17 protein-coding genes are annotated in these 24,044 nt (G+C 63.7%); 8 read left to right on the top strand and 9 right to left on the bottom strand.

Going from position 1 to position 24,044, the window contains the following annotated elements:
* Positions 1–8: 8 nt before the first annotated feature.
* Both EC912_RS00175 and EC912_RS00180 read right to left on the bottom strand, forming a co-directional pair.
* Positions 9–1,283 (bottom strand): efflux RND transporter periplasmic adaptor subunit, encoded by a 1,275-nt coding sequence (locus EC912_RS00175; protein ID WP_132141132.1) that lies wholly within the window; start codon positions 1,281–1,283, stop codon positions 9–11.
* A complete protein-coding gene (locus tag EC912_RS00180) occupies positions 1,280–1,936 on the bottom strand; it encodes a TetR/AcrR family transcriptional regulator (protein WP_132141133.1) in 657 nt (218 codons plus the stop codon). The genes EC912_RS00175 and EC912_RS00180 overlap by 4 nt, the downstream gene beginning before the upstream one ends.
* A 274-nt stretch (positions 1,937–2,210) precedes the next feature.
* On the opposite strand from EC912_RS00180, the gene EC912_RS00185 reads away from it, so the two are divergent.
* The 3 genes from EC912_RS00185 (at position 2,211) to EC912_RS00195 (ending at position 8,991) form a co-directional block, all read left to right on the top strand.
* Positions 2,211–7,133 (top strand): NAD-glutamate dehydrogenase, encoded by a 4,923-nt coding sequence (locus EC912_RS00185; RefSeq protein ID WP_132141134.1) that lies wholly within the window; start codon positions 2,211–2,213, stop codon positions 7,131–7,133.
* 115 nt (positions 7,134–7,248) lie between these two features.
* A complete protein-coding gene (locus EC912_RS00190; RefSeq protein ID WP_132141135.1) occupies positions 7,249–8,010 on the top strand; it encodes an NAD kinase in 762 nt (253 codons plus the stop codon).
* Between the two features lie 48 nt (positions 8,011–8,058).
* The gene (locus EC912_RS00195) at positions 8,059–8,991 is read left to right on the top strand and encodes a 5'-nucleotidase (protein ID WP_132141136.1); all 933 of its coding nucleotides are present in this window, start codon (positions 8,059–8,061) and stop codon (positions 8,989–8,991) included.
* Positions 8,992–9,001: 10 nt separating this feature from the next.
* On the opposite strand, the gene EC912_RS00200 is transcribed toward EC912_RS00195, so the two are convergent.
* The 3 genes from EC912_RS00200 to EC912_RS00210 form a co-directional block, all read right to left on the bottom strand.
* Positions 9,002–9,574: a hypothetical protein gene (locus EC912_RS00200; RefSeq protein ID WP_132141137.1), complete on the bottom strand. Its 573-nt coding sequence runs from the start codon at positions 9,572–9,574 to the stop codon at positions 9,002–9,004.
* A 190-nt stretch (positions 9,575–9,764) separates the two neighbouring features.
* On the bottom strand, positions 9,765–10,658 hold the full coding sequence (locus EC912_RS00205) for a DMT family transporter (protein ID WP_132141138.1): 894 nt from the start codon (positions 10,656–10,658) through the stop codon (positions 9,765–9,767).
* Between the two features lie 234 nt (positions 10,659–10,892).
* Positions 10,893–11,423, bottom strand: coding sequence for a hypothetical protein (locus tag EC912_RS00210; RefSeq protein ID WP_132141139.1), 531 nt, complete (start codon positions 11,421–11,423; stop codon positions 10,893–10,895).
* A 205-nt stretch (positions 11,424–11,628) separates the two neighbouring features.
* On the opposite strand from EC912_RS00210, the gene EC912_RS00215 reads away from it, so the two are divergent.
* The 4 genes from EC912_RS00215 to EC912_RS00230 are packed head-to-tail and all read left to right on the top strand — an operon-like array spanning position 11,629 to position 16,143.
* Positions 11,629–12,798, top strand: a complete 1,170-nt coding sequence (locus tag EC912_RS00215) for an acyl-CoA dehydrogenase family protein (protein WP_132141140.1) — start codon at positions 11,629–11,631, stop codon at positions 12,796–12,798.
* Positions 12,799–12,808: 10 nt separating this feature from the next.
* Complete coding sequence (locus EC912_RS00220) at positions 12,809–13,348, top strand: GNAT family N-acetyltransferase (RefSeq protein ID WP_132141141.1); 540 nt, start codon at positions 12,809–12,811, stop codon at positions 13,346–13,348.
* 6 nt (positions 13,349–13,354) lie between these two features.
* Positions 13,355–13,849: a hypothetical protein gene (locus EC912_RS00225; protein ID WP_132141142.1), complete on the top strand. Its 495-nt coding sequence runs from the start codon at positions 13,355–13,357 to the stop codon at positions 13,847–13,849.
* A 29-nt stretch (positions 13,850–13,878) separates the two neighbouring features.
* Positions 13,879–16,143: a thiamine pyrophosphate-dependent enzyme gene (locus tag EC912_RS00230; RefSeq protein ID WP_132141143.1), complete on the top strand. Its 2,265-nt coding sequence runs from the start codon at positions 13,879–13,881 to the stop codon at positions 16,141–16,143.
* Positions 16,144–16,342: 199 nt separating this feature from the next.
* On the opposite strand, the gene EC912_RS00235 is transcribed toward EC912_RS00230, so the two are convergent.
* Positions 16,343–18,124 (bottom strand): GGDEF domain-containing protein, encoded by a 1,782-nt coding sequence (locus tag EC912_RS00235; protein WP_243649090.1) that lies wholly within the window; start codon positions 18,122–18,124, stop codon positions 16,343–16,345.
* Positions 18,125–18,298: 174 nt separating this feature from the next.
* Positions 18,299–19,723: an aldehyde dehydrogenase family protein gene (locus EC912_RS00240; RefSeq protein ID WP_132141144.1), complete on the bottom strand. Its 1,425-nt coding sequence runs from the start codon at positions 19,721–19,723 to the stop codon at positions 18,299–18,301.
* Between the two features lie 112 nt (positions 19,724–19,835).
* Between EC912_RS00240 and EC912_RS00245 the strand changes: the two genes are divergently transcribed.
* Entirely contained in the window at positions 19,836–20,789 is a 954-nt protein-coding gene (locus EC912_RS00245) for a LysR family transcriptional regulator (RefSeq protein WP_132141145.1), read from the top strand.
* On the opposite strand, the gene ppk1 is transcribed toward EC912_RS00245, so the two are convergent.
* Together ppk1 and EC912_RS00255 are read right to left on the bottom strand one after the other, a co-directional pair.
* The gene (gene ppk1 / locus EC912_RS00250) at positions 20,744–22,939 is read right to left on the bottom strand and encodes a polyphosphate kinase 1 (RefSeq protein WP_243649091.1); all 2,196 of its coding nucleotides are present in this window, start codon (positions 22,937–22,939) and stop codon (positions 20,744–20,746) included. The two genes, EC912_RS00245 and ppk1, sit on opposite strands and share 46 nt — an antisense overlap.
* Positions 22,940–23,197: 258 nt before the next feature.
* Positions 23,198–23,968, bottom strand: a complete 771-nt coding sequence (locus EC912_RS00255) for an AraC family transcriptional regulator (protein WP_132141147.1) — start codon at positions 23,966–23,968, stop codon at positions 23,198–23,200.
* Between the last annotated feature and the right edge of the window lie 76 nt (positions 23,969–24,044).

Genomic DNA, 24,044 nt, shown 5'->3' on the forward strand with positions numbered 1-24,044 from the left:
GTGCTCCCTTACTGCTTGCCGGCAGCGGCAGCCGAGGACGAAGCCTTGGCCGGTTCGTTGCCGTTATGCGGTTCGCCACCGGCGGCCGGCGCGTTCTGCGCAGGCGCTACCGACATGGGCGAAGGCTTCACCGGAGCGTTTTCCCTGGCCTTGGGCAGACCCTGCACGATGATCTGATCGCCGGCCTTGAGGCCACCGGTAATCAGCCAGTTCGTGCCGCTGATCCGGTTGGCATCGACGTCGCGGCGTACCGCGGCGGTCGGGATCGTCGTTTCCTGGCCCGTCTTCGGGTCTTTCATCTTGCCCTGGCCCACGACCATGACATACGCATGCTTCGGATCGCGCAGCACGGCGGCCTGCGGTACGAGGAACACGTTATGCAGTTCGCCCAGCGTGGCCTTGACGGTCACGAACTGACCGGGCAGCAGGCGGAGCTGTTCGTTGGGCAGCTTGGCGCGCAGGTTCACCGTGCCGGTCGTCGGATTGACGGTGGCGGACGAGAAGTCGAGCAGGCCCTGATCGGTGTAATCCGAGCCATCCGGCAGCGTAATGCGCACGGCGGACTGGTCCGTGGCGGACAGCGTGGCGCTGCCCGAGGCCGCGGCGCGGCGCATCTGGTCGAGATCGGTGACCGACATGCTGAAGTTGACGTACAGCTTGTCGATCTCGTCGACCGTGGTCAGCAGGGTTGTATCGCTCTGACCCACCAGGGCACCTTCGGTGACCTGCTGCTGGCCGGCGCGACCGGCGATCGGCGCGGTGACGTCGGTGAAACCGAGGTTGATGCGTGCGGTCTGCACGGTCGCCTCGGCCTGTTTCACGGCTGCGGCGGACGTGCGTTCGGCGGCTTCGGCACTGTCGAGGTCGGCGCGCGACACGTAGTTCTTGCCGATCAGGCCGCGGGCGCGGTCAGCGGCCACTTTGTTGTTGGCTGCCGTTGCGCGGGCCGAGGCCAGCAGCGCCAGCTGCGCGTCGAGTTCGGCCTTCAGCGGAGCAGGGTCGATCTTGAAGAGGGTCTGGCCGGCTTTGACGTCGGTGCCTTCGTCGTAGACGCGCTTGAGCAGGATGCCGGGAACGCGGGCGCGTACGTCGGCGCTGCGAAGCGCGGACAGGCGGCCGACCTGGTCCTGGACCAGCGGTACCGTCTGCGGCTGGACGGTCAATACGCCCACTTCCGGCGGCGGTGGTTGCTGTTGTTGTTGATCTTTGCCCTTGCCGCAGCCGGATACGGCAGCAACGAGGCCAAGGCACAGCAGGGATGTGCGCAGGGGAAGGGGCTTCATGAGAACTCCGTTCTTTTTCCAGGTTTCGTGTTCTTTCGCGGCCGCTCATCGGGTTCGATGTCGTACGCGTGCATAAATACAGTTACCGCATGCCGGGCCCAGTCATTCTGTGCCTTCAGGCCTCTGCCACGCATGCCAAAGAGACGACGGTCTCCTTCCAGCCCGTGCAGCATCGACATGAACAACTCCGCGGCCACGTCGGGATCGTCCTGCCGCATCTGATCGCGTTCCATCGCTTCTTTCATTCGCAGAGCGAGCCGTTCTGTCAGGCTATCGACGGCTGTACGGAAAAAAGTCTTTGCAGCAGCCGGGAAACGCGGCGCTTCTGAAATCAGCATCCTGGCCAGCGCAACGGTCGTGCGGTCCATGACATGCTGCTGATGAGCCACCGCAAGGGCTTCGAGCGTGGCTGCCAGGGTACGGCGCTCGGGCTCGAGACTCGCATGCAGGGGCAAAACCAGCTGTTCGATGGCAGCGTAGAACAAACTGTCCTTATTTTCGTAGTGCGCGTAGACCGTTTGCTTCGATACCCCCGCCTCGCGAGCCACCGCGCCCATACTGACCCGGTAACCGTCGCGCAAGAATAGTGAACAGGCCGCCTGGAGTACCCGCTGCTGATGATCGGACGCGGGTCTTGGATCCGGGCGTGACATGAGGATACCAGCTGGACTATACCGTCCAGTTTAGAATCTCCGGATAAGGAACGTCAACGTCTTTCGAAACCATGCGCACGCGAATTGTTGCGATGCGGCGGCATGCTTTATGCATCGGGAGGCGATCCGTTCGCAGTTACGCATATAAGCATCGCGGGAAATGCCGCGATGCGGTGTACGGCACATTACCGAAACGCATTTCACGGGTGGATACGCGCATGAGGGGGAGCTATGCTTTTGCGGATTTCTTACCTTCCCCACATCGATATCCGCCATGAATGCTATTCGTGCTGCCGAAGACGGCCAGTTCACCGCTGTCGTGTTCGAAGAAATGAAGAAAAGCAACTTTCCCGCGGAGCGTCTCAATGAGGCGCGCTTTTTTATCGGCGCATTCTTCGAGCGCATGGCGCCCGGCGATTACGCCCTGCATGCCCCCGACCGCTGGGCTGCCCTGATCGCCGATCTGCTCGACTTCGCGCGTGAGCGCACGCCGGGCAACGCAAAGGTTCGCGTCTTCAATCCGGGTGTGTCCGGGACGCGCGCCGTCATTGAAATCGTCACCGACGACATGCCCTTCCTCGTCGACACCGTTTCGATGGTCGCCGCCGCGCATGCCGAAATCCACGCCATCATCCATCCGGTCATGCACGTGCGCCGTTCGGCCGTGGGCGTCCTCGAGGCACTCGGCGAGGGCGACGGTTCCGAGTCGATGATGCGTTTCGAGATCGACCGCATCGACGATACGGAACTCGAGGTTCTGAAGGCGAATGTCGAACTCGCGCTGGTCGACGTGCGCGAAACGGTCGCCGACTGGCCGCAGATGCGCGACAAAATGCTCGCGATCGCCGATTCGCTGGGGCAGCGTGCCATGCCGCTGTCCGCCGACGAAGTGCGCGAAGCTTCCGAGTTCCTGCGCTGGACGACGCAGGATCATTTCACCTTCATGGGTTATCGCGAGTACGAAGTCGCGCCGGTCGACGGCGACGAAGTACTGCGCGCCGTGGACCATTCCGGCCTCGGCATCCTGCGCGGCGGCGAACGCTCCGTGGCACCGCGCTCCCTGCGCAGCCTCGTCGCCAGCGAACTGCCGCAGTCCGGTTCCACCGACGCGATCATCCTCACCAAGACCAACGCGCGTTCGCCCATTCACCGGGCGGGCTACATGGATTACATCGGCGTGCTGAAGTTCGACGCCAGTGGCCGTCCGGTCGCGGAAGAGCGCTTCCTCGGCCTGTTCTCGTCGAACGCGTACATGGCCCGTCCGCAGCACGTTCCGCTGGTGCGCGAAAAGTGCGATGCCGTCATGGATCGTTCGGGCCTGAAGCGCGATTCGTATTCGGGCAAGTCGCTTCGCCACATCCTCGATACGTTGCCGCGCGAAGAACTGTTCCAGTGCAATGCCGACGAACTGTACGCGCTGTCCTCGGGCATCCTCGAACTGCAGCAGCGTACTCGTACGCGCCTGTTCATCCGCCGCGACAGCTACGGCCGCTTCTTCTCGTGCCTGGTATTCGTGCCGCGCGACCGCTTCAATACGACGGTGCGCGAGCGCATCGAGAACCTGCTGCGCGATGCTTTCCACGGCGAACATGTGGATTCGTCGGTGCTGATGGGCGAATCGGCGCTGGTGCGCCTGCACGTCGTCGTTCGTCCGCGTATCGGCGACCGTCCCGCCTATGACGCCGCATCGCTCGAATCGTCCATCGCGTCCATCGCGCGCAACTGGTACGACGACCTGCGCGAAGGCCTGATCGCCGCCAAGGGCGAACAGCAGGGCATCATCCTCGCCAACCGTTACGGCAAGGCATTGCCGGCCGGTTACGTCGACGAAGTGTCGCCGAAGATCGCCGCCGCCGACGTCGCCGCGCTGGCGGGCCTCGCCGGTCCCGACGCCATCAGCATGTCGTTCTACCACCCGCCGCACCGGCCGGAAGAACTGCGCTTCAAGGTTTACCGCAGCGGCTCGGACATCGCGCTTTCCGAAGTGCTGCCGCAGCTGGAAAACCTCGGTCTGCGCGTGCTTACCGAGCACATGTACGAGGTGAAGCTGGGTGACGGCGCGCTCTTCATCCAGGACTTCGAAGTGCAGCCCGTCGGCCGTCTGGCGTTCGACGTCGAGCAAGTCGGCAACATCTTCGAAGACGCGTTCGAGCAGATCTGGCGCGGCAACGCCGAGAACGACGGCTTCAACCGTCTCGTGCTCGGCGCCAAGCTGGGCTGGCGTCAGGTCGCCGTGCTGCGCAGCTACTGCAAGTACCTGCTGCAGACCGGCGTCGCGTTCTCCCAGGCCTATATGGAAGACGCGCTCAACCGTTACCCGGCCATCGCCGGCCTGCTGGTCGAGCTGTTCAACGCCCGGTTCGATCCACGTCGCGAAAATCTCGACGCCGCCGAACGTCAGCGCGCCGAGCAACTGCTGGCGAGTGAAATGCGTGCGCTGATGGACCCCGAGGTTCTTTCCGCGCAGCCGACGCTGGTCGGCAATCTGATCGCGTCGCTGGCGCTGCCGCGTGCGGAACAGACGAAGGCGATCGAGGAAGCGATCAACGCGTTGCTGGAAAATGTCACCAGCCTCGACGAAGACCGCATCCTGCGCAGCTTCATCTCGCTGGTGCATGCCACGCTGCGCACGAGCTTCTTCCAGGAATGGGATGGTGCGGCGCGTCCGTACATCAGCTTCAAGTTCGATTCGCACAGCGTGCCGGACCTGGCCAAGCCAGTACCGTTCCGCGAAATCTTCGTCTACGCGCCGCGTGTGGAAGGCATCCACCTGCGCTTCGGTTCGGTCGCGCGTGGCGGTCTGCGCTGGTCCGATCGCCGCGAAGACTTCCGCACGGAAGTGCTGGGTCTGGTGAAGGCGCAGATGGTGAAGAACACCGTCATCGTGCCGGTCGGTTCGAAGGGAGGCTTCTTCGTGAAGCGTCCGCCCGCCGGTGCCGATCGCGATGCGCAGCTGGCCGAGGGCATTGCGTGCTACCGCATGTTCATCAACGGTCTGCTCGATATCACCGACAACCTTGTCGAAGGCAAGATCGTCGCGCCGCATTCGGTGGTCCGCCACGATAACGACGATCCGTATCTGGTCGTCGCCGCCGACAAGGGCACCGCGACGTTCTCCGATATCGCCAATGCGATCTCGGCCGAGCACGGTTTCTGGCTCGACGATGCGTTCGCTTCGGGCGGCTCGAACGGTTACGACCACAAGGGCATGGGCATCACGGCCAAGGGTGCGTGGGAGTCGGTACGCCGGCATTTCCGTGCGCTGGGGCGCGACTGCCAGACGGAAGATTTCACCGTAACGGGCGTGGGCGACATGTCCGGCGACGTCTTCGGCAACGGCATGCTGTTGTCCGAACACATCTGCCTGCTGGCCGCGTTCGACCATCGTCACATCTTCCTCGATCCGAACCCGGACGCGGCACGCTCCTTCAAGGAACGCGAGCGCTTGTTCGCGCTGCCGCGTTCGTCGTGGGACGACTACGACAAATCGCTCATCTCGGCCGGTGGCGGCGTGTATCCGCGTACCGCGAAGTCGGTGCCCGTCTCTCCCGAAGTGCGCGCCGCGCTCGGCATCCGTGCCGAAGTGACGCACATGGCGCCATCCGACCTGCTCAGCGCCATTCTTAAGGCGCCGGTCGACCTGCTGTGGAACGGCGGCATCGGTACCTACGTGAAAGCCACGTCCGAGACGCATGCCGAAGTCGGCGATCGCGCCAACAACGCGTTGCGCGTCAACGGCAACGAACTGCGCTGCAAGGTGGTGGGCGAGGGTGGCAACCTGGGCATGACCCAGAAGGGCCGCATCGAAGCCGCGACCGCCGGCGTGCTGCTCAATACCGACTTCATCGACAACTCGGCCGGCGTGGACACCTCCGATCACGAGGTGAACATCAAGATCCTGTTGAACGATGCCGTGCAGCGCGGCGAACTGACGTTTGAGGCGCGCAACCGCCAGCTGGCGGAGATGACCGACGAAGTCGGCCGTCTGGTGCTGTGGGACAACTATCGCCAGAACCAGGCCATTACGGTCATGGAGCACCAGTCGGTGCGTCGCCTGGGTTCGATGGCTCACTTCATCCGCATCCTTGAAAGCGAGGGTTTGCTGGATCGCCAGGTCGAATCGCTGCCCAGCGAAACCGAACTTGCCGAGCGCAAGGCGCGTGGCCTTGGCCTGACGCGTCCGGAACTGTCGGTGCTGCTGTCCTACGACAAGATCCGCCTGTTCCAGCAGTTGCTGGAATCGGACGTGCCGGAAGATCCGTACCTGTCGCGCGAGCTGGTTCGCTATTTCCCGGTACCGCTCCACGAGAAGTATGCCGAGCACATGCAGCGTCACCGTCTGAAGCGCGAAATCATTGCCACGGCCGTGACCAATTCGACGATCAACCGCATGGGCGCCACCTTCATGATGCGCATGCAGGAGGATACGGGGCAGGGTCCGGCCGCGATCGCCAAGGCGTATACGGCGGCTCGCGAGATTCTCGGCGCTCGCGAACTCTGGGCGGAAATCGAAGAGCTGGACGGCAAGGCGGCGGAGAACACGCAGATCGATGCGATCCTCCAGATATGGTCGTTGCTGCGTCATCTCACCCGCTGGTTGCTCAACCGTCCGGGCGGCACGCTCGATATCGCCGCCAACGTCGAGCGCTACAGTGCGGAAGTCACCGCACTGCGCAAGGCGCTTCCGGATGCACTGACCAACACGGGCCGCGGCGATTTCTCGTCCAGCCAGGAAAAGTGGGAAGGTCTCGGCTGCCCCGAAACGCTGGCGGTCCGTCTTGCACGCGTGCCGGTACTGCGCGCGGCGCTGGACATGGTCGAAGTGTCCAAGCAAAGCGGTTACGCCATCGAGAAGGTCGCGGCCGTGTTCTACGAACTGGGTGAAGCCCTCGACCTCGAGTGGCTGCGCGACCAGATCGAGGCGTTGCCTGTCGAAGGCGCATGGCATGCGCAGGCACGCGGTTCGCTGCTGGACGAACTCAACGCCCAGCAGCGTGCGCTGGCCTTGCAGGTGCTGAGCGTGGCGGGCGACCGCACCGACATCAGCCCCGTGCAGGCATGGTTGGAACGCGACGACCCGACGCTGAAGTACACGCGCGCCATGCTTGCGGAGATCCTCACGCAGAACGCGGACTACCCGATCGCTTCGGTCGCGGTTCGCCGACTGGCCCAGCTGGCGCAGATTCCGCTCGGTTGATCGGTATGACGTGCCTCCGTCCGATGGCGGGCGGAGGCATGGTGTTCCTTCACGCTATGAAACGCACCCATTAAGGCTCTAAGCTCGGCCCTGGTTCCTCCTTCGGCGTCCATCCATGCGTCTAGCTTTCGTCGCCAGCGAAACCGATGTCGCCCAGCAGGCTCGCGACGCGCTCGTGAAGCACTACGGGAACGTCGATCCATCCGAGGCGGAAATCGTCGTCTCGCTGGGTGGCGACGGTTTCATGCTACGTACGCTGCATACCTATCGATCGCTCGGCTTGCCGTTCTATGGCATGAAGCTTGGACGCCTTGGCTTCCTGATGAACCAGCATGCGGTCGAGGGTCTCGTCGAACGTATCGAGCGGGCGCATCCGGCGGTGCTGCATCCGCTGGAAATGCATGTCACCTGCCACGACGGCAGCGAGCAGCGCGCGCTGGCCTTCAACGAAGTCGCGCTACTTCGACAGAGCAACCAGGCAGCTCATCTTCGGGTACGCCTGAACGATGCCGTGAAGCTGGAGGAGCTGGTTTGCGATGGCATCCTCGTGTCCACGCCCGCCGGTTCGACCGCGTATAACCTTTCCGCGCACGGCCCTATCCTGCCACTGGACGCCAACGTGCTGGCGCTGACACCGATCAGCCCCTTTCGTCCGCGACGCTGGCGTGGCGCCATCCTGCCGCACGCGACCCGTGTCGGTTTCGAGACGAAAGACCCCAACAAGCGCCCGATCAGCGCCACGGCGGACTTTCATGAAGTGCGCGACGTCCGGTCGGTGGAAATCCGCCAGGCGAGGCGCCATGCCGTTCGTCTGCTGTTCGATCCGGAACATAACCTGCAGCAACGCATCCTGGACGAGCAGTTCGCGCTCTCCTGACGGGCTTGCATTACGATGGCGCTATCGAATGCAAGGTCGGATGCCAGCATGAACGCTCCCATTGAAACCAATGCGCACGACGATCGGTCGGCTGGCGACAACCGTCTGGTCGTCGCCATTTCCTCGCGCGCCCTGTTCGATATGGGCGACAGCCACGATCTGTTCGAGCGCGACGGGCTCGACGCCTATCGGCAGTTCCAGATCGAACACGAGAACGATCTGCTGCAACCGGGCGTGGCGTTTCCGCTGGTGCAGAAGCTGCTGGGGCTCAATTCGCTTTCGGCCGATCTTCCGCCTGTCGAAGTGATCCTGCTGTCGCGCAATTCGGGCGATACGGGCCTGCGGATTTTCAACGCCATCCAGCATTACGGACTCAATATCTCGCGTGCCGCGTTCACCAGCGGTGCGCCCACGTCCGATTACATCGCACCGTTCCGCGCCGATCTGTTCCTGTCGGCGAACGCGGAAGATGTGGGTCGCGCGCTGCGTGCAGGCGTCGCTGCGGCGACCATCCTGCCATCGACGGCGCCGCATCGTTCCAGCGAACAGCTGCGCATCGCGTTCGACGGAGACGCCGTGATCTTCGGCGACGAAGGCGAGCGGGTGTCGAAAGAGCAGGGCCTCGACGCGTTCCATCGGAGCGAAAGCGAGCTATGGGCCGAACCGTTGTCGGGTGGACCGTTCCGCGGTTTTCTGGCGGCGTTGCATCGCCTTCAGGCGGCGTTCCCCGCGGAAACCTCGCCTATCCGCACGGCACTGGTCACGGCGCGTTCGGCGCCGGCGCACAAACGCGTCATCCTGACGCTGCGCCGCTGGGGAGTGCGTATCGACGAAGCGCTGTTCCTGGGTGGTCGCGACAAGGGGCCTTTCCTCGATGCCTTCGGCGCGGACATTTTCTTCGACGATTCCCCGGCCAATGTGGAATCGGCCCGCCGCCACGTGGCAACGGGCCATGTTCCGCACGGCGTAAGCAACCCCTGAATCGCATCGCTTAACTTTCTTCGACAGGTGGCTCGTCGTCGACAAACGTTTCGATGTATAGCCGCATGATGGGTGTGGGACTCAGGAACAGGTTGTTGCTTCCGGACAGATTGGGATCGAAGGCAAGCGAAGCCGAGTTGGTGCGGCCTTGTGCCCGGTACATATGGCCGCCGACGATCGTCCATGTCTGCTCCGCTTTACCGCTGGCGCAGACTTCGAAACGAACATTCTGATAAGTGTCGTTGGACGTCAGGCACCGCCCGAGAGTGTCGACGACGGGGCCGGTTTCCCGGTCGCCGGGAATGGTGACGAAAATGGTGTTGCGCAGGTTGCCAGCTGCCGGAAAGCGGCCGCCGTCGAACGGCCAGTCGTATTCTTCCGCCCCCGTTTTGTCCGGATTGCGCATCGGGGCGATCCAGCGCACGGAGCTCCTTTCGAAGGCGTAGTAGATGCTCTTGCCCGCTCTCTGGTCGACCAGAAGCAACGGACCGTACATGCGGTTGGCTGCCGTGGCAGTGGAAGCCGCCATGCAAAGGCCGGCGAGGGTGGCTAGCGCGTACGCGCCGCGACGGGTGTAGTTCATCGTTGACTCCTGTCGTCCGGCCGGGATGGCCGGTGAGACATGTTGAGTCGGGGGCCTGCGTCGCGAAGTCGGGCATGTACTGCCGTTGGGGCATGATCGTTGCCCCTCGCTTCGTCGGTATCGCGCTCAGGCCCGCTCCTGCGGGAGACGGCTCTTTGTAGGAGCGCGCTTGAGCGCGATGTCCTAAGGGTCAGGCCGACCCGGCGCCGCCGACCACCTTCGTCCGCCGCCACCAGTTCGTCTTTTTCTCTTCGCGAACGAAGGTGAAAAGACCCGCGCCAAGAATCAACGCGATGCCTATCAACATCGGCCAGTCCAGCGTGTCGTTGAAAAGGAAATACCCGAACACGATCGCCCACAGCATCTGGCTGTATTGCGTGGGCGCGATGCGGTTCGCCGGTGCATTCTGCGTGGCGAGCATCAACAACACGGCGCCCGCGGCGGCCAGCAGGCCGTAACCCAGCAGCAGGAACCACTGGTGAGCGTCCGGCCAGACGAATGCGGGAAGCATCAGGACGGCGCCCGCGATCATCGGGCCGATGACGCCGGCACCGTAGAGGGTGATGCGCTTCTCGTGCGGCCCGGCCATGCGCAGGGCGATGATGGAAAGCGCTCCGGCGATGCCGCAGACGATCGCCGCCGCATGCCCCGGACCCAGCTGACGGAAGCCGGGCCGAAGCACGACCAGCACGCCGAGGAATCCGACGATAACGGCCGACCAGCGACGCCACCCCACGTGTTCCTTGAGGAAAATGACCGAGAGAATCGTGACGAAGATCGGCAGCAGGAAGATCAGCGCGAAGGCTTCGGCCATGGGCAGTGCCGTGAACGCCATCACGGCGGATACGTTGCCGATGGCCCCGGCGAGTGCACGCAGCAGCCAGAGACCCGGTCGTTTCGATACGACGACTTCGCGCCAGCGATCGCCGGACTTCTTGAGGAACGGCAGGGCGGCCAGGGCCAGCACGGCGCCGAAGAAGACCGCCTCGTACGCAGGCAGCGAGCCTTCCAGGAGCTTCACGAAGGCGTCGCTGCACGCGTAGGCCGCATAGCAGGCGAAGCCCAGCAGGACACCTTTGATCACGTGCGCATTCCCGGGGGTCAAGGCAGCCCGATTATGGCAGCTTGCCGCGTACGAAGCGCCGTAACGCGGCTGACCGGTTCGTTTTGTAGGAGCCCACCTGTGGGCGAAAGCCAACGGAGCGGCGATGCCATGCGTGACATCCGCAGCCCGTAGATCGAGCTCGCGGATGCGAGCATCCGTCTTTCTCGCCCTGTTGGCTTTCGCCCGCAAGCGGGCTCCTGCCAAGGGCGGGCACTACGGCTGCAGCAGCTCGACAGCTATCCGCACGATCGGCGAGTGAAAGACCGAAGCCCCGGGCTCGTCCGTTGTTTCGGGTGCATAGCCGAGTGTGGCGGGCAAACCCGCGGTACTCAGCAGGTAGCCGTCCTTCAGCATCGTCCAGGCCTGGGTCGCCCTGCCGTTGCAAGCCGTCCATTTCACCTGCATGCCTCCGCGTTCGAGGCAATAGCCCGCGCCATCGGAAACCGTGCCGGAATGGCCTTCGGCCGGGGTTTCGACGTATTGCACGCCGGGCTGCTCCAGCAGGCGGGCGATGTCCTGCCTGCGCCAGGCGAAGGCTTCCGCGCCGGTTCTGTCGGGGTCCGCGACGGGCAGGACGGCCGAACCTCCGTCGGTACGGAAGGCGTAAATGGTGTCGACCCTGTCGCTACGCTCGTCGACGAGAACGAGTGGCCCGGTCAGGCGATCGGCGAATGCGGGGGATGCCGCGGGACAAAACCCGGCGAAAATGGCAGCGACGCCGCTGGCATGGCGGAGGTATTTCATTTGCATTCCTTGCATGGGGGACCCGGCGCTGCCGGGCCGCACATGCTCGTGGAATCGCCCGGGCGGGGCTATCGCCCGATTCCCGAAGAATGCGTACGGTCCGGGAGGGGCGGCGCGTAGCGAATCATGTTGCGCTCCGGCATGACCGCCGCCCGGACGCTGGCTACAATCGGATGTTTCTTCCTTAAGCTTTCCGGGAATGCGCATGGCTCACCGTCTCGACCCGCTCGACCTCTACGACGTCCGCTCGCTCCTCACCGACGAAGAGCGCATGGTGCAGGACACCGTCGGCCGGTTCGTCGACGAAAAGGTGCTGCCGATCATTGGCGACTGCTTCGACCAGGCCCGTTTTCCCGCCGAGCTGATTCCCGAGATCGCGTCGCTGGGCCTGTTGGGCGCGACGATCCCCGAAGAGTACGGCGGCGCCGGCATGAATGCCGTCAGCTACGGTCTGATCTGCCAGGAGCTGGAGCGAGGCGACTCGGGCCTGCGCAGCTTCGCTTCCGTGCAGAGTTCGCTGTGCATGTATCCCATTTACGCGTACGGCAACGAAGAACAGAAGCACGCCTACCTTCCGCGCATGGCCGCGGGCGAAGTCATCGGCTGCTTTGGCCTGACCGAACCGCACGGCGGTTCCGACCCGGCCAATATGAAGACCGTCGCGCGCCGCGATGGCGGCGACTGGGTCATCAACGGCGCGAAGATGTGGATCACCAACGGCAACCTCGCGCACATCGCCATCGTATGGGCGCAGACCGACGACGGCATCCAGGGCTTTATCGTTCCCACCGAAACGACGGGTTTCGCGGCGCAGGTCGTGCACAAGAAGATGAGCCTGCGCGCGTCGGTTACCTCGGCGCTGTTTTTCGACGGCGTGCGCGTGCCCGATAGCGCGCGGTTGCCGAACGTGGTGGGCCTGAAGGGACCGCTGGGTTGTCTCAACCAGGCCCGTTACGGCATAACGTGGGGACCGATCGGCGCGGCGCAGGCCTGTCTGCGCGAAGTACTCGATTACACGGCCGAGCGCGTGCTGTTCGGACGCCCGCTGGCGGCCAATCAGACGGTGCAGGTAAAAATGGCCGACATGGCCCGCCGCATCACGAGTGCGCAACTGCTTTCGTTGCAGTTGGGGCGTCTGAAGGATGCGGGCAAACTGCATCCGACGCAGGTGTCGCTCGCCAAATGGAACAACGTGCGTATGGCGATCGATATCGCGCGCGAATGCCGCGACATCCTCGGCGGCGCGGGCATCACCACCGAACACGGTGCGATCCGCCATGCGCTGAACCTCGAATCGGTGATTACCTACGAGGGTACCGAGACCGTGCATCAGTTGGTCGTCGGTCGCGAACTGACTGGCATCAACGCATTCTGAAGGACGGATCATGAGCACGGTACGCATCGAAACAGACCGGCTCATCCTTCGTCCCACGGCGGCGGAGGATTTCGACGCGTGGGCCGCCTTCATGGCGGACGATGTCGCGGCGCGCTTCCTTGGGGGCGCGCAACCGCGGTCGATCGCGTGGCGATACTTCCTGATGATGGCGGGCGCCTGGCAGATCCAGGGATACGGCATGTTCTCCGTGATCGAACGATCCAGCGGTCGCTGGGTCGGACGGCTTGGCCCCTGGTTCCCCGATGGCTGGCCTGGCCCGGAAGTGGGTTGGGGTATTGCACGCGAGGCCTGGGGCCGGGGCTATGCGACCGAAGGCGCGGCCGCGGCCATCGACTGGGCATTCGATCAACTCGGCTGGACCGACGTGATCCATTCCATTGCGCCCGAGAACGAAGCGTCGCGCGCGGTGGCCGTCAAGCTGGGCGCGACCGATCGCGGTCCGGGGCAGCTGCCTCCGCCTCTCGACAATGAACCCGTGAATCTCTGGGGTCAGACGCGCGAGCAGTGGTTCGCCCGCCGTGGCAGGTAGCCGGTCGTGATCGACGATACGCGACAGCGTGTGTTGGCTTCGCTGCGTCTCGTGGATGAGGCGCTGGCGTCGACGGACGTCGTCGCGGTGATCGTCATCGGAAGCGCGGCCGCCTGCGTTGCCGGTGCCGATGTCGATGTGGCGGATATCGACCTGCTGACGTCGTCCGATGTCGCCGGCGAGCTGGAACATCGGTGGACCGATCGGCGCGTCGCGTCCTATGCACCGGCCGACGGGCACCTGTTTCGCTCGCGTTTCGCGCGCTATGCGTTTTCAGACATGCCGGTCGAAGTGATGGGTGGCCTTGAAGTCGCTATCGACGGGCAATGGCGCGCCGTCGATGTGCGCGACACGCTGCCCGTGAGCGGATTGCGGCGCGTGCGCGTGGCATCCGTCGACGACCAGCAGCGACTGCTCGCGTTGTTCGGCCGGCCCAAGGACGTGCTTCGCGCGCAAGCATTACGTATGACCGGAGCCGGTCGTTTGGCCGGCCATTCCTGATTCTCATTGTTAGGTCTTTCGAGTCCATCATGTCCATTCCGCACGTCATCGCAGCCCGTCATAAGGGCTTTAACCGCGCCGAGATCGTCGATCAGAACTTCCTGGAGTTCGTGCAGTTGTGGGAAGGCGACGTGCGCACCGCGCCGCGCGACGGCGAGCCTGTCCTTCCCGGCAGCGCGCTCGATGCGCGCGGCTTTCGCGAACTGCTCGAATCGCAGCTGATCAGTCGCCATCTCGATCTGATGGCGCGCGTCCTGCGCGTACAGAACAAGGTGTTCTACACCATCGGTTCGTCGGGCCACGAAGGCAATGCCATGGTGGCGCGTATCGCTCGGCATACCGACCCCGCTTTCCTGCATTACCGCAGTGGTGCGTTCATGGCCGAGCGTTTCCGCAAGCTGCCGGATATGGATCCGATCATGGACTCCGCATTGTCCTTCGCGGCCAGCAAGGACGATCCCGCGTCGGGTGGCCGGCATAAGGTGTGGGGTAGCAAGCCGTTGTGGGTGCTGCCGCAGACCTCGACGATCGCCTCGCACCTGCCCAAGGCGCTGGGTACCGCCATCGCTATCGAACAGGCGGCACGCATCGGCCATACGCTGCCCATTCCGCAGGACTCCATCGCGATCTGTTCGTTCGGCGATGCGTCGTCGAACCATGCCACGGCGCAGACGGCGTTCAATACCGCGGCATGGACGGCATACCAGAAGCTGCCGGCACCGGTGCTTTTTGTCTGCGAAGACAATGGCATCGGCATCTCGGTCAAGACGCCGAGCGGCTGGGTCGCGAGCAATTTCCAGCAGCGCGCCAATCTCGATTATTTCTATGCCGACGGTCTCGACCTCGCCGGCGGCTACGGCGCGGTGGAACGCGCGGTAGCGCATTGCCGGAACACCCGGCGTCCGACGTTCCTGCATCTGAATACCGCGCGGATGATGGGGCACGCGGGTACCGATTTCGAAATCGAGTGGCGGTCGGTGGAGGAACTGGTCGCGCTTGAAGCGACCGATCCGTTGTTGCGTTCGGCGACGATCGCGCTGGCCTCCGGTTTGTACGACAAGCAGACATTGCTTGGGTTGTACGAAAGCACCCGTCGCCGCTGTTTCGAAGCCGCCGAAGAGGCGGATCGTCGTCCTCGCCTGTCTTCGCTGGCCGACGTGATGGCGCCACTCGCGCCATACACGCCCGATGCCGTGCGCACGGAAGCAGAGCGTTGCGACTATGCCGACGCGCGCATACGCGCATTCGGCGGTGCGGAGAAGCTGCCCGAATCGCAACCGCCGCGTCATCTGGCGATCCAGATCAATCAGGCGCTGCACGACCTGATGGCGAAGTATCCGGAAACGCTGCTGTTCGGCGAGGACGTCGCGCAGAAGGGCGGCGTCTATACCGTGACGAAGGGGCTGCACAAGGCGTTCCGCAATGCACGCGTCTTCAATACGTTGCTCGACGAGACCATGATTCTCGGTCTGGCGCAGGGCTACGCGAACATGGGTATGCTGCCCATTCCCGAAATTCAATACCTCGCGTACTTCCATAACGCCTGCGACCAGATTCGCGGCGAAGCGGCGTCGTTGCAGTTCTTCTCCAACGATCAGTATCGCAATCCCATGCTCGTGCGCATTGCGTCGCTGGGATATCAGCGTGGATTCGGCGGCCATTTCCATAACGACAACTCGATTACCGCGCTTCGCGATATTCCCGGGCTGGTCGTAGGCTGTCCCAGCCGTGGCGACGACGCCGCGGCGATGTTGCGTACGCTGGCCGCACTGGCGAAGATCGATGGACGGGTCTGTGCGTTTCTCGAACCTATCGCGCTGTACATGACGAAGGATCTGTACGAACCTGGCGATGGTGCGTGGCAGTTCGGCTATCCGGCACCGGGTGAAGCGCTGACGCTTGGCGAAGGCCGTGTTTATGGCGACGACGCCGACGATCTCGTCGTATTCACCTTTGGCAATGGCGTACCGATGAGCTTGCGTGCGGCACGGCGTATCGAAGCCGCGCACGGCTGGAAAGTGCGCGTGATCGATCTGCGCTGGCTGGTACCGTTGAACGACGCTTTCATTGCTGCGCAGGCAAAGTCCGCGAAACGTATCCTCGTGGTGGACGAGGGACGCAAGAGCGCGGGTGTGGGCGAGGGCGTCATCACCGCGATCGTCGAAGCTGGATTGGGCGCGACGCCGCTGCGTCGCGTAGTCGGCGCCGATACGTTCACGCCACTTGCGGGGGCTGCGTTCCTCGTATTGCCCGGCGACGACGATATCGTGGCGGCGGCGGGGGAGTTGGCCTGAGTCGCGAAAGAGTGCTTGCGGTAGGGCGTCATGCCCCCTCACGCCGTCCCTGCGCAGGCAGGGGCCCAGAGCGATAGCGTCCGGACGTGCCCAGGCGCGCACGACTCCGCTTTCAGAGCATGAGTGTGCGTTGTCGCAAAAACCGTTCGCATCGCACTGGGTTCCTGCCTGCGCAGAAACGACGGACATGGCGGGGGCTTCACACCGACGGATTCGCCTTCGCCTCATTCTTTCGCACTAACACCGGCGTCGGCGGTGCCGCGCTCATCACGCGATTGCGTCCGGCGAGCTTGGCGGCGTACATCGCCGTATCGGCGCGTTCGACAAGCGAATCCACCGTGTCGTTCGCATGGCGCATCGCCATGCCGATAGACACGGTAAGCAGTGCGCCGTTCGGGCCAACCTCCAGATCGAGCCGATGCACTCGCCGGCACAGGCGCGTCGCGACCTGCATCGCGTTCTCGCGATCGACGCCTTGCAACAGGGCGACGAATTCCTCTCCGCCGTAACGAGCCAGCAGATCGCTGGGGCGCAGTTCCATCCGCAAGGCGGCGGCTACGGCTACCAACGCGCGGTCGCCCGCGGCATGTCCCTGGCAGTCGTTCAGTTCCTTGAAACGATCCAGGTCGAAGAACAGCAGCGCCGCCGGGCGAGACGTGCCCGAGCCAAGTATCTCCGTCGCCACTTCGGTGAAAGCGCGGCGATTGAGTACACCGGTCAGCGCGTCGCTATCGGCCAGTACCCGCGCCCGATCGCGGTCGCGACGAATCGTCAGTGCGCGATCGGCCAGACCGATGGACAACACAATCGCCTCGAAGGCGCCGGCTGCCAGCGCCGCATCGGGCAGCCACGATACATCGGTCAGCACGCCATTCATCTGCGCGCTGCACAGGGCGGTCAGGATCAACAACGGTGTCCAGCCGGCGAGGAAGAACCATGCGTGGCGCGAACCGCGTACGGCCGCGATCGCCGATGCCACCAGGAGCAATAGCGCGCCGAGTATGAGCAGAGGATTGATCAGCGTCTGCGCCACCTGCACGAGCGCGTCGATACCGCTTACGCGCAACAGCACGACCACCGGCATGCCGATGGCAAAACCCAGGACGGGCATGCGCAAGAGCGGTGCGAACTCGGACAGCACGGCGAAGCGGGTCATGAACAGCGCCGCAAAAGATACCGACATCGCGACGGCCGCTACGCCCAGCGTGGCGCTGGTTCCCGCCAGCGCCTTCAGTTCCAGCGGATGAAAAAGAAAGCCGGTCTGGTAACCCTGGATCAGCGAGTAGCAAAGCAGATAGCCCGCGTACCACGCGAACGTCATGTCGCGCAGCATCAGCGCGAAACACAGCGCCATGGCAGCCATCGCCAACATCACGGCGAAGCACGCCGCCGCGAATGCCAGCCATTGCGCGTCCGAGCGCAGATAGTCGGGCCACGTGTCGATGCGGAACGTCACGGGCGCGGAAAGCGTCGACGAAGGTTCGAATTTCACCAATAGCGGAGAGGATGCGGGTAGGGAGGCGGGAATATCGAATACCAGCCGGCCATGCCCGTGAACCGCGGGACCGAAATCGTCGAGCGCCATACCGATGGTGCCGCCACGCCCGTCGTACAACGTGACGCGCCCCATGCCGGGAGACCGGATGCTGAGCACGCGCTCACCCGAGACCCACGGCGGCAGCGGACGAAGGACGACCCAGGCACCTTCGCCGTGCGTGGGAAACACCTGCATCCGCCCGGGATCGAATACCGGAAGACGTCCGTTGCGCGCTTCGTCCAGCACCTGCTCGGGCCGGTCGCCTTTGCGCGCTTCGCGCCATTGTCCCGTCATGTCGTCGGCATGCACGTGCATCGCGGCGATAAGGCACAAGGATGCCGTCGCCTGCAGGAGGCGTCGAATGAAGCGTCGCTGCGCGTTCTGCCAAACCATTTCGTCGGCCTTGCCGCTGATCGACGACTGGATACGGATGCCCCTTGGCACGCCACCCGTCTCCCCCGGAACTGCGCTGGCATTGTGACGCAGAACCAGCGGTCCGAATGTAGGCCTGGTTTGCCCCGGGTAAAATGAAGGGGGTTGTGCGATCCAGGGAATCACCCGCGCGGAAACCTTCCCGTAGGAGCGCGCTCCTACACAAAAGCCGCTGTCAGACTGGAATCAAGCGACGACGCCAAGCAAGCTCTTCGGTTCGAGATATGCCTCCAGGCCAAACACGCCGAACTCGCGACCGATACCCGATTGCTTGAATCCGCCGAACGGCGCATTCGGTTCGTGCAGGATGCCGTTGACCAGAACGCGGCCGGCATCGAGGCGTTCGGCGACGGCACGCGCGCGTTTCTTATCCTTCCCGATGACGATGGCTTGCAGGCCGTACACCGTGTCGTTCGCGATGGCGATCGCGTCTTCCTCGTTGTCGTACCCGATCAGGCACAGCACCGGCCCGAAGATTTCTTCCTGCGCGATGCGCATGTCGTTACGGACGTTCGCAAAGACGGTGGGACGAACGAAGAAGCCCGCATCCAGGTGCGCGGGAAGACCTTCGCCGCCGACGATGACACTGGCGCCTTCTTCCCGGCCGAGGCGGATATAGTCCTGCACGCGCTGCCATTGCTTGCGGCTGACCATCGGGCCGATCTGCGTCGCGACATCGTTCGGGTTGCCGACTTTCACGCCGGCGACAATCGACTTCGCCAGTTCGATCGCTTCGTCCATGCGCTGTTTCGGGATGAGGATGCGCGTGCCCGCAAGACAGGCCTGTCCGCTGTTGACGAAGCCCGCGTTCACGGCAATCGCCATGGCTGAGGGAAGATCCGCATCGTCGAGAATGACGGTCGGGGATTTTCCGCCGAGTTCGAGCGTCACGCGTTTCAGCGTATCGGTGCCGGTGCGCAGGATCGATTTGCCGACCGCCGTCGATCCGGTGAAGGATATTTTCGAGACATCGCGATGGGCGCTGAACTCGGCGCCTACGGTATCGCCACGGCCGTTCACCAGGTTGAACACGCCGGGCGGGATGCCGGCTTCATGCAATGCTTCCAGCACGACCTGCGTCTGGAGCGCACTCATTTCACTGGGCTTGATCACCGCCGTGCAGCCCGCTGCGATGGCGGTGGCGAGCTTGCCGCAGATAAAGCCGACGTTGCTGTTCCACGGCGTAATCATCGCGGCGACGCCAACGGGCGTCATGACGACTTCCGCCGTGCCGATACGGCGGCTGAAATCGTAGCCTTCCAGCGTGTCGGCCATGCGCCCGAACGATTCGGCGGAATACCGCATCGCCCAGCCGGCCCACGTCACGGGCGCACCGTATTCTTCGACCATGGCCGCTTCGAGCTCGTCGACGCGCGCGGCGACGGCGACCTCGATGCGGCGGAGCAGGGCGATACGCTCCGCCTTGCTGGTTCGCGAGAAAGCGGGGAAGGCGGCCTTGGCGGCGGCAACGGCGCGTCGTGCGTCCTCCGCATCGCCCAGGGTGACCTGGCCGATGACGGCTTCTGTCGCGGGGTTGATCAGGTCGAATCGTTCCTGACCGTGCGACGCGACGAAGGCGCCGCCGATGTAGTGCTGTTCGATGCTACGCATGGTGATCGCTCCGAATGGGCCGGATTGTCCCGGTTCAAAGATCAGTGTGGGCGCCGTCTATTGTTTTGATAAGCTGGCCCAACCTGCATGGGTCATTTCGGAAATCGGGACAATGCATCGCTCTGGACTGATCGAACTGGAAGCCGTCCTGGCCGTCGCCCGCCGGGGCAGCTTTCGCGCCGCGGCGGCGGAACTGGGTATGTCGACCTCGGCGATAAGCAATGCCATCGCCGCGCTCGAAACGCGGCTGCGCACGCGCCTGTTCAATCGGACGACGCGCAGCGTTGCGCTGACGGAGGCCGGTCAGCAATTCGTTGTGCGGATATCGCCGGCGCTGGGTGAAATCAACGGCGCGATGGACGAAGTCAACAGCCAGCGACAAACGCCGACGGGAACACTGCGGATCAATTCCTCGGTGGGCGCGGCGCGGATGATCTTCGCGCCCCTCGTGCTCGAGTTCCTGCGGCGTCATTCCGATATGAAAGTCGACATCGTCACCGAAGCCCGGCTGGTCGATATCGTGGCGGACGGTTTCGATGCCGGCATCCGCCTCGAGGAATCGGTGCCGCGCGACATGATCGCGGTGCCCATCGGCCCCGACCTGCGCATGGTGGCGGTGGCCTCACCCGGCTATTTCGCGCAACATGCGAAGCCGCTCGTTCCCGGCGACCTGATGGCGCACGACTGCATCCGCATGCGGCTTTCGCATGGCGGCATTTATCGCTGGGAACTGGAGCGTCACGGCGAAGCGCTGGAACTGGACGTCCAGGGGCCGCTGATTCTCGACGAAGCCACGATGATGGTGGACGCCGCACGGGAAGGATTCGGTATCGCCTTTGTATCGGAGTGGAACGCGGCGGACGACCTCGCCACGGGACGTCTCATCCGCGTGCTGGAAGACTGGTCGCCTTATTTCCCGGGACTGCGGCTGTACTACCCGGGGCATCGTCACGTGCCACCCGGCTTGCGCGCCTTCGTCGACCTGATTCGCGAGGTCAACGAAGCGCGCGTGTCGAAAGGTCAGGACGGAAGCGCTATCGGCCCGCAGAACTTTTCGAGCAACTGAGCCTGTACGTCGCGCGAAGGCTGACCGGACGACGGTTGGGTGAGCACATAGCTTCCGTCCGAATGCATGTTCCAGGCTGACACGTTGTCGGTGAGATACAGATCCAGCTCTTTCTTCACACGCTGCTGGAGCTTCTTGCCCTCGATCGGGAAGCAGGTTTCCACGCGGCGTTCCAGGTTGCGCTCCATCAGGTCCGCGCTGGCCAGGAACAGTTTTGGCTCATCGTCGTTCTGGAACCAATAAGCGCGGCTATGTTCCAGGAAGCGACCGACGATGGAGCGTACGCGGATATTGTGCGACACCCCCGGCACGCCGGGCCGCAGGCAGCACATGCCGCGCACGATCAGATCGATTTTCACGCCGGCCTGGCTGGCGCGGTAAAGCGCGCGGATGATTTTCGGATCGGTGATCGCATTGACCTTGCAGATGATCTGCGCGGGTTTTCCCGCCGCCGCGTTGGTCGCTTCGCGCGCGATGAATTCGAGGAAGGTTTTTTTCAGCGTGAAGGGCGCATGCAACATGCGCTTCATCTTCAGCACCTTACCCATGCCGGTCAGCAGACGGAAGAGGCGATGCACGTCGTCGCACAGCGCTTCGTCCGAGGTGAGCAGGCTGTAATCGGTATAAAGACGCGCATTGCCGGAATGGTAATTGCCCGTGCCCAGATGCGCGTAGCTTACGAGCTTGCCGTTCTCGCGACGCTGCACGAGCATCAGCTTGGCGTGTGTTTTGACGCCGACCACGCCGTAGATCACTACCGCACCGGCCTGTTGCAGGCGCGAGGCAAGGGTCAGGTTCGACTCTTCGTCGAAACGCGCGCGCAGTTCGACCACCGCGGTCACTTCCTTGCCCGCGCGCGCGGCTTCCACCAGCGCGTCGACGATTTCGGAATTGGCGCCGCTACGGTAAAGCGTCTGTTTGATCGTCAGGACCTGCGGATCTTTCGCCGCCTGGCGAAGCAGGTCGACGACCGGCGAGAACGACTCGTAGGGATGCAGCAGAAGGATGTCCTGCTTGCCGATGACCTGGAACATATCGTCGGCATCGCCGAGCGCCTTGGGCAACGATGGCACGAACGGCGGGTATTGCAGGTGTGCGTAGTCGGGCTTCAGCGTGATCGCGAACAGACGCGCCAGATTGACCGGTCCATTCACTTCGTACAGCGAATCCACTTCCAGCGAGTACTGCTTCAGCAGGTAATCGACCAGCGGTTTGGGGCAGTTGTCCGCGACCTCCAGACGCACGGCATCGCCGTAACGTCGCGAGAACAGTTCGCCGCGCAACGTGCGCGCCAGGTCTTCGACGTCTTCCGGATCGATCGTCAGATCGGCGTTGCGGGTAAGGCGGAACTGATACGAACCAAGCACGCGCATGCCCGGAAAGAGATCGTCGGCGTGCGCGTGAATAATGGAAGAGAGCAGCACATAGTTATCGCCGCCATCGCACACTTCGTCCGGAATACGCATGATGCGCGGCAGGACGCGCGGCGCGGGCACGATTGCCAGGCCGGAGTCGCGGCCGAACGCATCGGTGCCTTCCAGTTGCACGATGAAGTTCAGGCTCTTGTTCACCAGACGCGGGAAGGGATGCGTGGGATCGAGTCCGATCGGCGTCATCAGGGGCGCGACTTCCTGGCGGAAGTAGCGACGCACCCAGAGCTTCTGTTTGTGCGTCCACTGGTTGCGGCGCACGATACGGATGCCGTGGGTTTCGAGCTCGGGCAGGATCTTTTCGTTGAGGATCGCGTACTGGCGTTCGATCTGCCGGTGCGCGATCTCGCCGATCTCGGCCAGTGCGCGCTTCGGCGACACGCCATCGGCGCCAATGACTTCGTGGTCGAACGCGATCTGCTGTTTCAGGCCCGCGACGCGGATCTCGAAGAACTCGTCGAGGTTGTTCGAGAAGATCAGCAGGAACTTCAGCCGCTCGATCAGCGGCTTGGATTCGTCGAGCGCCTGGTCCAGTACGCGGATGTTGAACTGCAACTGCGACAGTTCGCGATTGACGTAGAGGCTGGCGTCCGAAAGATCGATCGGAGAGGCGTCGACGCCAGCGGCGCTTGCCTTGGCGGCAACCGAATGACGTGTGGCGCTCGGGGCGTCGGTAGAAGTGGTCATCGTGTCCAGGATCGGCGCTCCGGTAGGTGGCATGCGGCGCGTGCCAGGTACAGGTGCTTGGACCATGGTACGCCGGTACGGCGTCGACATGCCGTTAGCGTTCGTAAGGTATGACGAGGTTCTTGCAATGCTGTGACACACGCCGTGGCATCTGTCCTGTAGGAGCCCGCTTGCGGGCGAAAGCCAACAGGGCGAGGAAGACGGATGCTCACCTTCGCGAGCCCGGTCTATGGGCTGCGGATGTAACGCACATCGTCTCCGCTACGTTGTCTTTCGCCCGCAAGCGGGCTCCTACAGAAAATAGCGGCTTGGGGGTGCGCCCAGGATTTTCTTGAATGCCGCGGTGAACGCGCTCGAGCTGGCGTAGCCCAGATCGGCCGCGACGCGAGTGACCGACTCGCCCTGGCCCAGCCGCGTCAGCGCGGTCATCAGGCTGGCCTGCTGGCGCCATGCGGTGAAGCTCATGCCGGTTTCGCTGCGGAACAGGCGGGTGAAATGTCGCCGGCTCATGCCGATGCGCGAGGCCATCGTATCCAGGTCGTCTTCGCGCTGCGGATGTTCGAGCAGGGTGCGACACAGGCGCGCAAGTCGCGCATCCACGGGCAGCGGTGCATTGAGTGGAAGCGCAGGCATGGTCGCGACTTCCGAAAGCAGCAGGCGCATGATCTGGCCGCCACGTCCGTCGAGGTCGTAGCAGGCTGGCAGGTCCACCGCTTCCGTCAGCAAGGCATGCAGCAGGGGCGAGACGGCGATGACCCGGCAATGTGCCGGCAGACCCGCCGCGGTCGCCGCGTCGTCGCGCACATAGGCGCTACGGGTCGAGACATCGCCGTTCATCCGCACTTCGTGCTGTACGCCCGCGGGAATCCACAGGGCGCGGCGAGGAGGCACCAGCCAGCTACCCTGCTGCGTGAAGACCGCGACCACGCCGTTCGATGCGTACAGTAACTGGCCGCGCCGATGGCTGTGCGGGGGAAGGGAGCCACCGTCGGGATACTCGTTTCCAGTCGCCACCACGTCGCGCGGGGTGTCTTCGTATAAATCGACCCGCGTATTGCGCATGGGATGGCCCGAATTCGACAAAAATTGACCCGAAAGCGAATGCGGGCCGTCTCAGGCCACTTTATGGTGTCGATAC

The sequence above is a fragment of the Luteibacter rhizovicinus genome (genome assembly GCF_004342265.1).
Classification (GTDB): Bacteria; Pseudomonadota; Gammaproteobacteria; order Xanthomonadales; family Rhodanobacteraceae; genus Luteibacter; species Luteibacter rhizovicinus_B.